Genomic DNA, 12,339 nt, shown 5'->3' with positions numbered 1-12,339 from the left:
TAATGCGCCGCCGGCACCACTGTGTGGCGGTCCGACGTTGCGCACAAAGCAAAAAAGCCGCGCAAATGCGCGGCTTCCTTGCGACAGACGTCAGTCGGCTCAGGCCGTCGGCTTGGGCTCGGCGGCGCGCAGGCGGATATGCAGCTCGCGCAACTGCTTCTCGTCGACCGAGCTCGGGGCCTGGGTCAGCAGGTCCTGGGCACGCTGGGTCTTGGGGAAGGCGATCACGTCGCGGATCGAGTCGGCGCCGGCCATCATCGTGACGATACGGTCGAGGCCGAAGGCCAGGCCGCCGTGCGGGGGCGCGCCGTACTGCAGCGCGTCCAGCAGGTAGCCGAACTTGGCGCGGGCTTCATCGTCGTTGATGTTGAGCGCGCGGAACACCTTGCTCTGCACGTCGGCACGGAAGATCCGCACCGAGCCGCCGCCCATTTCCCAGCCGTTCAGCACCATGTCGTAGGCCTTGGCCAGGCACTTGCCCGGGTCGGTCTCCAGGTATTCCAGGTGCTCGTCCTTGGGGCTGGTGAACGGGTGGTGCATCGCCACCCAGCGGGCGTCTTCCTCGTCGTACTCGAACATCGGGAAGTCGACCACCCACAGCGGCTTCCAGGCGTCCTCGAACAGGCCGTTTGCCTTGCCGAAGTCGGAATGGCCGATCTTCAGGCGCAGCGCGCCGATCGAGTCGTTGACGACCTTGGCCTTGTCGGCGCCGAAGAAGATGATGTCGCCGTCCTGGGCGCCGGTGCGCTTCAGGATTTCATCGATGGCGGCATCGTGCAGGTTCTTGACGATCGGCGACTGCAGGCCGTCGCGGCCCTTGGCCACTTCGTTGACCTTGATCCAGGCCAGGCCCTTGGCGCCGTAGATGCCGACGAACTGGGTGTAGGCGTCGATTTCGCCGCGCGAGATCTGGCCGCCGCCCGGCACGCGCAGGCCGACCACGCGGCCGTTGTCGCTGTTGGCCGGACCCGAGAACACCTTGAAGTCGACGTCCTTCATCACTTCGGTCAGCTCGGTGAATTCCAGCTTGACGCGCAGGTCAGGCTTGTCCGAGCCGAAGCGGGCCATGGCCTCGCGGAACTCCATCACCGGGAAGGCGTCCAGGTCGACGTCGATCGCGTTCTTGAACACCGTGCGCATCATGTCCTCGAACAGGTCGCGGATCTCCTGCTCGCTCAGGAACGAGGTCTCGCAGTCGATCTGCGTGAACTCGGGCTGGCGGTCGGCGCGCAGGTCTTCGTCGCGGAAGCACTTGGTGATCTGGTAGTAGCGGTCGAAGCCCGAGACCATCAGCATCTGCTTGAAGATCTGCGGCGACTGCGGCAGCGCGAAGAAGTGGCCCGGGTTCACCCGCGACGGCACCAGGTAGTCGCGCGCGCCTTCGGGCGTGCTCTTGCCCAGCATCGGGGTCTCGATGTCGATAAAGCCCTGGGCGTCCAGGTACTTGCGCACTTCCATCGCCACCTTGTAGCGCAGGCGCAGGTTGTACTGCATCTGCGGGCGGCGCAGGTCCAGCACGCGGTGCGTCAGGCGCGTGGTTTCCGACAGGTTGTCGTCGTCGAGCTGGAACGGGGGTGTGACCGACGGGTTCAGCACGGTCAGCTCGTGGCACAGCACTTCGATCTTGCCCGAGGTCAGGTTGGCGTTCTCGGTGCCGGCCGGACGCGGACGGACCTTGCCGGTGACGCGGATGCAGAACTCATTGCGGATCTCTTCGGCGGCCTTGAACATCTCCGGGCGGTCCGGGTCGCACACCACCTGCACCAGGCCTTCGCGGTCACGCAGGTCGATGAAGATCACGCCGCCATGGTCGCGGCGGCGCTGGACCCAGCCGGTCAGGGCCACTTCCTGGCCCGAGAATTGTTCGGTCACCAGACCGCAGTAGTGAGTACGCATGGAGGACATAAGGAGATTCCCGGTAAAACGCGGCCGCCCGAAGCGCATGGTGTAACCCGGACGGCCCGTGATCAGTTTGAGTGCTTAAGGATCGGTGGTCTCGACCGCTTCCTCGCTGCTGGCCTTGCCCGCCGGATTGGTAGCGGCTGCCGGATGGTCCGGGCGGCCCGCGCCGCCGTTCTTGCGGGGCAGTTCGGCCGGTGCCACCACGCCCATCGAGACGATGTACTTGAGCGCGGCGTCGACGGTCATGTCGAGTTCGATGGTGTCGGCCTTGGGCATCATCAGGAAGAAGCCCGAGGTCGGGTTGGGCGTGGTCGGCACGTAGACGCTGACGTACTCGCCCTGCAGGTGGTTCTGCACGTCGCCGCCGGGGCGCCCGGTCAGGAAGGCGATGGTCCACGAGCCCTCGCGCGGGTACTGCACCAGCAGCGCCTTGCGGAAAGCATTGCCGGAGGACGACAGCAGCGTGTCGGAGACCTGCTTGACGCTGGTGTAGATCGGGCCCACCACCGGGATATGGCCCAGCAGCGCTTCCCACCAACGCACCAGGCGCTGGCCGATGAAGTTGTGCGCCAGCAGCCCGACCAGCAGGATGACCAGCAGCGTCAGGATGGCGCCCAGGCCGGTGACGCGCTTGCCGAACAGCAGTTGGTCCGGGCGCCAGGCCTCGGGCAGCAGCGCCAGGCTCTGGTCCATCGTGCCGATGATCAGGCTGAGCACCCACAGCGTGATGCCCAGCGGCACCAGCACCAGCAGCCCGGTCAGGAACCAGGTCTTGAGGGCAGAAGTCTTCTTTGCGACCACGGGGCGGGTCCGGCTCAGTGGCAAGCGCAGGCGCTGCCGCAACCGCCGGCGGCCGGCGTGGCCGAGGCGGTGCTGGTCGACGACTCAGCCGCGGCCGGGGCGCTGGCCGCGGCCGCGCCACCCGCACCAGCGGCATCAGCGGCCTTGGCGGGCGCGCTGGCACCGCCGCTGCCGCCGCGGAAGTCGGTCACGTACCAGCCGGAGCCCTTGAGCTGGAAACCGGCTGCGGTCAGCTGCTTCTTGAACGCGCCAGCGGTGCCGCACGACGGGCAGTCGGTCAGCGGGGCATCGCTCATTTTCTGCAGCACATCGCGCCCGTGGCCGCAGGCGTCGCAACGGTAGGCATAGATCGGCATGGTGTTAATTTCGCGAGAAAAACGTCGGGATCGGTACAAAGGCGGGCATCGCCGCCGGGGCCGGAAACTGCGTGGACCGCGGAAAACCGCGCGCCCGCCGACCCACATGGCGATGCAAAGCCTTGAATTATAAACCGTTCCGGGGCTGGCTGATGGCCGGAAATGAGGGGGTTCCGGGCGCCGGGCACGGCGGCGGGGCCGGGCTGCCCGTCAGGCGCGGTCAGGCGATATGCACTTCCTTGACCGGCGCGTGATCCGCAATCCACTGCGGCAGCAGCGAACCGACCACCATGCCGCTGATCGAGAGCATCAGGCCCACCATCTGCGGCGGCACCACCGCATCGGCAAAAGCGACCTCGCAGGTCAGCCACGACGACAGGCCCAGCAGGATCGCCGCCAGCCCGCCCTGGCGGGTGGCGTGCTTCCAGAACATGCCAAAGGCCAGCGGCACGAACGACGACACCAGCGTGACCTTGTAGGCATTTTCGACCATATGGAAGATCGACAGGTGCGAGTTCAGCGCGAACAGCGTCACCAGCGTGGTGAATACCAGCACCACGGCCTGCATCACGCGCAGGAACTGCTTGTCATCCAGGTGGCGGAAGTACGGGCGCAGGATGTTCTCGGCAAAGGTCACCGACGGAGCCAGCAGCGTGGCCGAGGCGCAGCTCTTGATTGCCGACAGCAGCGCGCCGAAGAACATCACCTGCGCGAACATCGGCGCGTGCTGCAGGATCAGCTGCGGCAGGATCAGTTGCGAATCGGTATCGATGTACTTGCCGACCATGCCCGGGTCGATCAGCGTGGCCGAATACGCCAGGAACATCGGGATAAAGGCGAAGCAAAAATACAGCACGCCGCCCAGCACCGAGGCGCGCCCGGCGATCTGCTCGGTGCGCGAGGAAGTCACGCGCTGGAACACGTCCTGCTGCGGGATCGAGCCCAGCATCATGGTGAACAGCGCCGCCGCAAAGCCGATGATCTGCACGATATCGAGCGATGGCAGGAACTCGAGCTTGCCGGCTGCGGCCGCGTGCGAGACCACGGCGGTGACGCCGCCGGCCTGGCCGCTGACCTCGTAGCCGATATAGAGCATGCCGATCACGATGATGATCATCTGGATGAAGTCGGTGATCGCCACCGACCACATGCCGCCGAACAGCGTATAGACCAGCACGCTGGCCGCGCCGATCATCATGCCGGCCTCCTGCGACAGCGCGCCGTCCGACACGGTATAGAACACCAGCCCCAGCGCCTTGATCTGCGCCGCGACCCAGCCCAGGTAGGACACCACGATGCAGAGCGTGGTCAGCACCTCGGCCAGCCGCCCATAGCGGTTGTGGTAGTAGTCGCCGATGGTCAGCAGGTTCATCCGGTACAGCGGCCGGGCGAAGAACAGGCCTACCAGGATCAGGCACAGCGACGAGCCGAAGGGATCGGAAACGACACCCGACAGGCCTTCTTTCAGGAATACGGCGGGGATGCCCAGCACGGTCTCGGAGCCGAACCAGGTGGCGAAGACGGTGGCGGTGACAATGTGGAACGGCAGGCTGCGCCCGGCGACGGCGAAATCGGTGGTATTGCGCACGCGCAGCGCCGCCCACAGGCCGATGCCGACCGAGATTACCCAGTAGATGATGACGAACCAGATCAGCATGCCGCTGCCCTATGCAGAAAGTGCCCTTGTGGCGAAAAACCGAATGCCGGGCGGCGCATGGGTATACATCTGCCCGGAGTCCAATTCATCGGTCGGGGCCGCATAAAGAGCTGCTTGGCGTTCCCGCGCTGGGGGCGGATAACGCGGCCGGGCCTGCGGTCGTAGCCGAATCAAAACGCGGATTATAGCGACGCAGACCAGCGTGGGCGAAAAAAATTCCCCGATGGCGCAAATGCGCCACGCGATGCATCGCTGCCGCCACAAGGGCTGGCCGGCGGACCCGCTCAGCCGGCCAGCCGGCGCCAGACCTGCCAGCGCTCCTGCCCCTGGAAGACCGGCAGCGGCGCGGCCGAGGGCTGGTCCTCGATGCGCCCGAAGGCCGGCGCCAGCAGCGCGTCCAGCTCGGCCGCCGGCATCGCGAAGGGTGGCCCGCCCTGGATTTCGCCCAGGTAGAAGTAGCCGGCCAGCAGCCCGCCCGGCGGCAGCAATTCGGCCACCCGGGCGGCATAGGCGGCACGCATCGCCGGCGGCAGCGCGCACAGGAAGGCGCGCTCGTAGACCAGCTGGCACGGTGGCTGCGGCGTGAAGGTGAAGAAATCCCCCTGCTGCACCACCTCGCCGGCGGCACCCAGCGCCCGCCGGGCCGAGGCCACCGCCTGCGGCGAGAAGTCGATCGCCGTCACCGGCCAGCCGCGCTCGAACAGCCAGGCGGCCTCCCAGCCGTTGCCGCAGCCGGGCACCAGCGTGGGGCAAGGCGCTCGGCTATCGATAAACTGGCGGAATTCCTCGGGCACGCCGCCCAGGTCCCAGGGCGTGAAGCCCTGTTCGAAGCGCTCGTCCCAGAAGGCGGGATCGGCGGCGTTGCGGGTGGCGAACTGGGGTGCCGGCTTGGCGGGATCGGTCATGGTCTCCTCTGTTCGGTCAATCAATGCCTGCCGCGGGTCTACCAGTACCCGGCCCAGGCCAGCACATGCGTCAGCACGATGCCGGCGACAAAGCCGCCCACCAGCAGCAGCGTGGTGCCGATCAACCGGTTGGTGCGGCGCTGCTCCAGGACCAGCATCGCCAGCAGCTTGTCCTGCTCGCCGTTGCTGGTCAGCGCGCGCCGCTCCAGGAACTGGTGCGCCAGGCGCGGGAAGTCGGGCAGCATCTTGGCCCACAGGGGCGCCTCCACCTGGACCCGTTCCCACGCGCCCTTCCAGCCCACCTGCTCGTGCATCCAGCGTTCCAGGAAGGGCTTGGCGGTCTTCCACAAGTCCAGGTCGGGGTTGAGCTGGCGGCCCAGCCCTTCGATATTGAGCAGCGTCTTCTGCAGCAGCACCAGTTGCGGCTGGATCTCGACATTGAAGCGGCGCGAGGTCTGGAACAGGCGCATCAGCACCATGCCCAGCGAGATTTCCTTGAGCGGCTTGTCGAAGTACGGCTCGCAGCAGGCCCGCACCGCGCTTTCCAGCTCTTCGACGCGGGTCTCGGGCGGCACCCAGCCGGACTCCACGTGCAGCAGCGCCACGCGGTGGTAGTCGCGCCGAAAGAAGGCGATGAAGTTCTGCGCCAGGTAGTTCTTGTCGAACTCGGACAGCGCGCCGACGATACCGAAGTCCAGCGCGATATAGCGGCCGAAGGTCTCGGGCTGCACCGACACCAGGATGTTGCCCGGGTGCATGTCGGCATGGAAGAAGCCATCGCGGAACACCTGGGTGAAGAAGATCTCGACGCCCTCTTCCGCCAGCAGGTCCATGTCGACGCCCGCGGCCTTCAGCGATTCGGTGCGCGAGATCGGGATGCCGTGCATGCGCTCCATCACGAACACGGTGCTGCTGCACCAGTCCCAGAACACCTCGGGCACCAGCAGCAGGCTGGTGTCGGAAAAGTTGCGGCGCAGCTGGCTGGCGTTGGCCGCCTCGATCATCAGGTCGAGTTCGTCGTGCAGGTACTTGTCGAACTCGGCCACCACCTCGCGCGGCTTGAGGCGCTTGCCGTCGGCCCAGAAGCGTTCCAGCCAGGTCGCCATGTCGCGCATCAGCGCCAGGTCGCTGTCGATCACCGGCAACATGCCGGGGCGCAGCACCTTCACCGCAACTTCGCGGCCGTGGCTGGGGCCGCCCTTGAGCGTGGCGAAGTGGACCTGTGCGATCGAGGCGCTGGCCACCGGCTGGTGCTCGAAGGTTTCGAACAATTCGTTAAGCGGGCGCCCCAGCGCGCGTTCGATGATCTTCACCGCCACCACCGAATCGAACGGCGGCACCTGGTCCTGCAGCTTGGCCAGTTCGTCGGCGATATCCGGCGGCATCAGGTCGCGCCGGGTCGACAACACCTGGCCGAACTTGACGAAGATCGGGCCCAGCCGCGTCAGCGCCAGCCGCAGCCGCACGCCGCGCGGCACGTCGAGCTTGCGGCCGATGGTGATGACGCGCACCAGGAAGCGGATCCGGCGGCTGCGGAAGCCGGAGAGCACCAGCTCGTCCAGGCCGTAGTAAAGGATGACGAAGAGAATCTTGCCAAGGCGCAGGAGGCGGGTCATTCGGGAGTCTTCACGAGGCCGGGCGGGCAGTCACGTTGTGGGTTGATGGATACGCGGGCGCAGCCCGCTCAGCGGTGCGGGGACGGCAGCCTGGTGGCCTGGCCGGCCGGGCCGCCGCGCTCCAGGCGCTCCAGCCGTTTCTCGAGCCGGGCCAGGCTGTCGCGAACCCGGCCCACCTCGGTGCCGAATTCCTCCAGCGCGGCATGCCGCACCAGCGTCGGATGCTCGTCCAGCAGGTAGTCGGTGACGTTGTCCACCAGCGCGCGGCCCACGCGCGTGGCCTGCTCATGCACCTGGCGCGCGCCGTCGACCACGCGTTGCGCCACGCTGTCGCTGACGGGCCCGCCCAGGATGCCGCGCAACGCGCGCGACAGGTCCTCGGCGGCGTCCCAGCGCACGTTGCGCGCCAGCGTCGACACGGTGTTGGCCAGTTCGGCATCGCCCTCGATGCGCACGTGGCGCATGGCGGCGGCCTGCCCGCCTTCGGCCACATCGGCGGCCACCAGCGGCCACTGCTGCAATGGCACGCGCAGCGTCACCGCGGGCGCTTCGACCTCGGGCGCCATTTCCGTGCAGCCGTGCTCGGTGACTTTCAGCGACAGCACGAAGGCGGCCGCATCGAAACGGATCACGCGCCCGGCAAACGGCGCCAGCTGGTTGCGGGCCCACGGCTCCTGCTCGAGCAGGTGGTTCAGCGCCGAGACGGCGGGCGTGGCCAGGGCGGTAGGCAGAGTGTTCATGGTGGCGTGGGTTGGCTGGCAGACGGGCAGCGACGCTGCACGTCGGGCGTCCCAAACAAAAAGGCCCACGCTTTCACGTGGGCCTCCATTCTAAGCTACTCCCCCCGGCGCATCATCGCCAGGGGGGGTGCGGCATCAGGACTCTTGCTGGATGCCGGCCAGCAGCCAGCCGCCGGTACCGCTGGCGGGCTTGGCCAGGTTCCACACCTCGCCGAACGGCTGGGCCACCTCGCCGGCCTTCTCGCGGATCATGCCCGAGAAGCGCACGCTGGCGATATGCTGGGCCGGCGTCGACTCGATGCCGAGCAGCTGGCCTTCCAGCGTGACCACGTCGGTCTTGTTGACTTCGGCGCCGCGCTCGGCCAGGTCCATCTTGATCTCGGCGAACATTTCCGGCGTGGTGAACTCGCGGATGTCCTCCAGGTTGCCGGCGTCCCACGCGGCCTGCAGGCGCACGAAGTGGACCTTGGCGTTGCGCATGAAGGCTTCGGTGTCGAAGTCGGCCGGCACGCCCCACGGCTGCTGGGCCACGGCATCGGCTGCCAGCGGTGCGGCTGCCGCCGCGGGCAGTACCGTGTTGGTGGCCGGGCTAGCCGAAGGGACGGGCGTCGGCTCACGGAGCATGGGCTCGGCGTTGCGGCCCAGGTTCGGGGCGTTACCGGCACCAGCGAAGGCCGGCTGCTGGGTGCGCTTGCTGCCGCCGCGGAACTTGCGGATCAGCCAGATCGCGGCGAACGCGACCAGCGCGATCAGGATCAGGTTGGACAGGAAGCTCAGCGCCGCGCCGCCCAGGCCGAAGTGCGACAGCAGCCAGCCAATACCCAGGCCGGCGGCGATGCCGCCCAGGATGCCGCCCCAGTTGCGCTTGGGCGCCGCGGCCGCGGCCGCGCCGGCTGCGCCGGCCGTTGCCGGAGCTGCCTGTTGTGCGGGCTGCTGCGCCTGCTGGGTCGGCGAAGTGGGCTGCGGCGCCTGCTGGCGCTGCGTGACCGACTCAGATTGCTTCCCGATGCTGCGCGAACCGCCCATGCGCTTGGCATTGGCGTCGAACATCACTCCCAAGGCAATCGCGGTAATCAGCGACCCCACCAGGAACTTCCCACGAATTGACGACATATTCTGTTATCCCCTGTCAGTTTCACCCTATCTTGGGGCGAGGCATGGCGATTTCAAGTTCTTTCTAATACTTCCGCCCGACGTGGAGCGCCACCACTCCGGCCGTCAGATTGAAGTATTCGACATTATCCAGGCCGGCATGTTCCATCAAGCGTACAAGTGAGACCTGGTCTGGATGCATTCTGATCGATTCCGCGAGATAGCGATAGCTGGGGGCATCCCCTGCCACGCGCTCCCCCAACCAGGGGAGCACCTTGAAAGAATAGACGTCGTAGGCCTTCTCCAGGGGTTTCCACACCTTGGAGAACTCCAGCACCATGACCTTGCCGCCCGGCTTGACCACCCGGCGCATCTCGGCCAGCGCGGCATCCTTGTGCGTCATGTTGCGCAGGCCGAAGGCCACCGTGACCAGGTCGAAGTAATTGTCCGGGAACGGGATGTGCTCGGCGTCGCACAGGCATACCGGGGTGACGATGCCCTTGTTCAGCAGCCGGTCACGGCCCACGCGCAGCATCGACTCGTTGATATCGGTCAGCCAGACCTGCCCGGTCGGGCCGGCCTGCTTCGCGAAGGCCTTGGCCAGGTCGCCGGTGCCGCCGGCGATGTCCAGCACCTTGTGGCCGGGCCGCACGCCCGCCTGGGCGATGGTGAACATCTTCCAGAGCCGGTGCATGCCGCCCGACATCAGGTCGTTCATCACGTCGTACTTGCTCGCCACCGAATGGAACACGCCGGCGACCTTGCCGGCCTTCTCCTCTTCGTCGACCTTTTCGAACCCGAAGTGGGTTTCACTCATCTCTCAAGACTCCAGGATTGTCGGGGGCGGCTCAATGATGGCCGCAGCCGTGGCCGCCGGCGGCGCCGGCGGCAGGCATCGGGGTGTCGCGGTCCGCGCCGGCGGCTTCCAGGCGCTGCAGGTAGTCCTGCCAGAGCGCATCCTGGTTGTCGCCGAGGCGGTACAGCAGGTCCCAGGAATAGATGCCGGTGTCATGGCCGTCGGAAAAGCGGATCAGGATGGCGTAGTTGCCGACCGGCTCGACCGCGGCGACGCCGACCTCGCGCTTGCCGGTCTGCAGCACTTCTTGCCCCGGGCCGTGGCCCTGGACTTCAGCGGACGGCGAATACACGCGCAGCAGCTCGAACGGCAGCCGGAAGCTGCGGCCGTTGTCGAAGCCGATCTCCAGCACGCGGGATTGCGTGTGGACCGTCAGCGCAGTGGGATGGGGGGTGTCTTTGTCCAGGCCTGCCATGATGATCGCGGCCCGTGCTACGGGCGCTCCTGATAGGGTGATTTCAGCGTGACAGGACAGGTGCGGCGCCGGGAACGCCGCCGCGCCGCCTCACGCTTCGCATACAACTCGATAGCTTACCCCAGGCTCGCCGGCTTGCGCAGCCCGGGCGGCCTCCCCATCCTGCGGCACATAGCGCAGGCGCCGGCCGTGGTAAGCCGCGACGGTGCTGCGGTGCGCGATGCTGATGATCGCCGCGCCGGGCAGCGACTCCACCATCAGCTTGTACATGGCGCCCTCGGTTTCCTCGTCGAGCGCGCTGGTGGCCTCGTCCAGGAACAGGTAGTCGGGCTTCTGCAGCAGCGCGCGCGCAAAGGCCAGCCGCTGCTGCTCGCCCGGCGACAGCCGCAGCGACCAGTTGTCGAACACGTCGAGCTGGTCCACCAGCGCGGCCAGCCGCGCCTGGCGCAGCGCCACCTGCAGCGCTTCCTTGTCGTGCGCGGTGCCGGCGTCCGGGTAGGCCAGCGCATCGGCCAGCGTGCCAATCGGCAGGTAGCTGCGCTGCGGCAGGAACAGCATGCGCGCACCCTCGGGCATGGTCACCGTGCCGCTGCCGTACGGCCAGATCCCGGCCAGCGCGCGGAACAGCACGCTCTTGCCGCAGCCCGACGGGCCGCTGACCAGCCAGCGCTCGCCCGGCGCCACCGACAGCGAGAACGGCGCCACCAGCGGCCGCTGGCCCACGGCCGCGCCGCGCGCCGCCCGCACCGGCAACGCCAGGGCGAGGCCGTCGATGGTGATGCCGTCCTGCGGCTTGCCGGTGTGCACCACCTCGATATCGCGCGTGCCGCCCGGCGCCAGGTCCTGGCGCTCGGCCACGCGGATCGCTTCCTGGAAATCGATCAGGCGGTTGGCCGCCGCCTTCCAGCCCACCAGCGTGGCGTAGCTGTCGACGAACCAGGACAGCGCGCCCTGCACCTGGCCGAAGGCGGAGCTGATCTGCATCAGCCCGCCCAGCGTCATCTTGCCGGCGAAGTAGCGCGGCGCGGCCACCAGGATCGGGAAGATGATGGCGAACTGGGCATAGCCGGAGCTGACGAAGTTAAGGCGCCGCGTGTACAGCATGAGCTGGTTCCAGTTGGCGCGGATGCGGTCGAAGCGTGCGCGCAGCCCTGCCTTCTCGGTCGGCTCGCCGCGGTACAGCGCCACGGGCTCGCTGTTCTCGCGCAGCCGCACCAGCGTAAAACGGAAATCCGCCTCGTACTGTTCCTGCTGGAAGTTCAGGCCGATCAGCGGACGCCCGACGAAGTGCGCGACCAGCGATCCGACCACGGCGTAGCCTGCCGCAAACCAGACCATGTAGCCCGGGATCATCAGCTCGCTGCCACCCAGCGCAAAACTGATCGGCCCCGACAATGTCCACAGGATGCCGACGAAGGAGATCAGCGTCACCACCGAGTTGAGAAGTCCCAGCGACAGCGACAGGCCACCGTCGGTGAACAGGCGCAGGTCGTCCGCGATCCGCTGGTCGGGGTTGTCGGTGGTGTGGGTCTGTTCGATGCGGTAGTACGCCTGGTGCCCGAGCCACCGGTCCATGAACTGGCCGGTCATCCAGGTACGCCAGCGCATCTGCAGCATCATCGTGTAGTACTGGCGGGACAGGTAGGCAACGATATAGAAGCCGGCAATCCACGAGAAACGCAGCAGCAGGACCTTGAACGAGGCATAGTCGCGCTGCTCCAGCGCGTTGTAGAACACGCGGTTCCACTCGTTGAGCAGCACGTTGATATAGACGATGCCCAGGTTCAGCGCGATCACCAGGGTGAGCAGGCCAAGGCCCGCCACGCGGTCTTCGGATTTCCAGTAGGGCTTGATCAACGCCCAGGTCGCGGCCATGCGCAGCCGGCTCTGGATCTTGAGGGCCCTGGCAGGGACGGCCGGGCCCGGTACGGTGACGGAAGTCGGGGTGGTCGAGGACATAGCGGCAGCTCTTGGCCCGCCAGCGGATGCGGGCCGGGCT

The 12,339-nt window shown here is 67.2% G+C and carries 11 protein-coding genes; all 11 read right to left on the bottom strand.

The genetic code is table 11. The features are described from left to right. Positions 1-99: 99 nt before the first annotated feature. Positions 100-1,905 carry an aspartate--tRNA ligase gene (gene aspS, locus AC10V3_RS02170; protein ID WP_022533535.1) on the bottom strand — a complete coding sequence of 602 codons (1,806 nt, stop codon included), beginning with the start codon at positions 1,903-1,905 and terminating at the stop codon, positions 100-102. Positions 1,906-1,980: 75 nt separating this feature from the next. Further along, positions 1,981-2,703, bottom strand: a complete 723-nt coding sequence (locus tag AC10V3_RS02165) for a DUF502 domain-containing protein (RefSeq protein WP_022533534.1) — start codon at positions 2,701-2,703, stop codon at positions 1,981-1,983. Positions 2,704-2,717: 14 nt separating this feature from the next. Then, positions 2,718-3,059, bottom strand: a complete 342-nt coding sequence (locus AC10V3_RS02160) for an FmdB family zinc ribbon protein (RefSeq protein ID WP_349605494.1) — start codon at positions 3,057-3,059, stop codon at positions 2,718-2,720. 220 nt (positions 3,060-3,279) lie between these two features. After that, on the bottom strand, positions 3,280-4,716 hold the full coding sequence (locus AC10V3_RS02155) for a high affinity choline transporter 1 (RefSeq protein WP_490923031.1): 1,437 nt from the start codon (positions 4,714-4,716) through the stop codon (positions 3,280-3,282). A 284-nt stretch (positions 4,717-5,000) separates the two neighbouring features. Continuing rightward, positions 5,001-5,621 carry a methyltransferase domain-containing protein gene (locus AC10V3_RS02150; protein ID WP_022533531.1) on the bottom strand — a complete coding sequence of 207 codons (621 nt, stop codon included), beginning with the start codon at positions 5,619-5,621 and terminating at the stop codon, positions 5,001-5,003. Between the two features lie 38 nt (positions 5,622-5,659). Continuing rightward, positions 5,660-7,237, bottom strand: a complete 1,578-nt coding sequence (gene ubiB, locus AC10V3_RS02145; RefSeq protein WP_022533530.1) for a ubiquinone biosynthesis regulatory protein kinase UbiB — start codon at positions 7,235-7,237, stop codon at positions 5,660-5,662. A gap of 68 nt (positions 7,238-7,305) precedes the next feature. Next, positions 7,306-7,977: a ubiquinone biosynthesis accessory factor UbiJ gene (locus AC10V3_RS02140; protein WP_041680936.1), complete on the bottom strand. Its 672-nt coding sequence runs from the start codon at positions 7,975-7,977 to the stop codon at positions 7,306-7,308. A 135-nt stretch (positions 7,978-8,112) separates the two neighbouring features. Next, complete coding sequence (locus tag AC10V3_RS02135) at positions 8,113-9,090, bottom strand: Tim44 domain-containing protein (protein ID WP_022533528.1); 978 nt, start codon at positions 9,088-9,090, stop codon at positions 8,113-8,115. 64 nt (positions 9,091-9,154) lie between these two features. Further along, positions 9,155-9,886, bottom strand: a complete 732-nt coding sequence (gene ubiE, locus AC10V3_RS02130; protein WP_349605492.1) for a bifunctional demethylmenaquinone methyltransferase/2-methoxy-6-polyprenyl-1,4-benzoquinol methylase UbiE — start codon at positions 9,884-9,886, stop codon at positions 9,155-9,157. A gap of 31 nt (positions 9,887-9,917) precedes the next feature. After that, positions 9,918-10,340, bottom strand: coding sequence for a gamma-butyrobetaine hydroxylase family protein (locus AC10V3_RS02125; protein WP_022533526.1), 423 nt, complete (start codon positions 10,338-10,340; stop codon positions 9,918-9,920). A gap of 90 nt (positions 10,341-10,430) precedes the next feature. Next, a complete protein-coding gene (locus AC10V3_RS02120; protein WP_022533525.1) occupies positions 10,431-12,299 on the bottom strand; it encodes an ABC transporter ATP-binding protein/permease in 1,869 nt (622 codons plus the stop codon). Positions 12,300-12,339 lie beyond the last annotated feature (40 nt).

The organism is Cupriavidus sp. PB-02, assembly GCF_058252315.1.
The sequence above is the reverse complement of the archived record's forward strand: the minus strand, read 5'-3'. Positions and strand labels throughout refer to the sequence as shown.

Excerpts from the sequence above, each read along its gene's own strand:
- AC10V3_RS02150 (WP_022533531.1), bottom strand. The coding sequence starts at position 5,621 with ATGACCGATCCCGCCAAGCCGGCACCCCAGTTCGCCACCCGCAACGCC.
- AC10V3_RS02120 (WP_022533525.1), bottom strand. The coding sequence starts at position 12,299 with ATGTCCTCGACCACCCCGACTTCCGTCACCGTACCGGGCCCGGCCGTC.
- ubiE (WP_349605492.1), bottom strand. The coding sequence starts at position 9,886 with ATGAGTGAAACCCACTTCGGGTTCGAAAAGGTCGACGAAGAGGAGAAG.
- ubiB (WP_022533530.1), bottom strand. The coding sequence starts at position 7,237 with ATGACCCGCCTCCTGCGCCTTGGCAAGATTCTCTTCGTCATCCTTTAC.
- AC10V3_RS02155 (WP_490923031.1), bottom strand. The coding sequence starts at position 4,716 with ATGCTGATCTGGTTCGTCATCATCTACTGGGTAATCTCGGTCGGCATC.
- AC10V3_RS02135 (WP_022533528.1), bottom strand. The coding sequence starts at position 9,090 with ATGTCGTCAATTCGTGGGAAGTTCCTGGTGGGGTCGCTGATTACCGCG.
- aspS (WP_022533535.1), bottom strand. The coding sequence starts at position 1,905 with ATGTCCTCCATGCGTACTCACTACTGCGGTCTGGTGACCGAACAATTC.
- AC10V3_RS02140 (WP_041680936.1), bottom strand. The coding sequence starts at position 7,977 with ATGAACACTCTGCCTACCGCCCTGGCCACGCCCGCCGTCTCGGCGCTG.
- AC10V3_RS02125 (WP_022533526.1), bottom strand. The coding sequence starts at position 10,340 with ATGGCAGGCCTGGACAAAGACACCCCCCATCCCACTGCGCTGACGGTC.
- AC10V3_RS02160 (WP_349605494.1), bottom strand. The coding sequence starts at position 3,059 with ATGCCGATCTATGCCTACCGTTGCGACGCCTGCGGCCACGGGCGCGAT.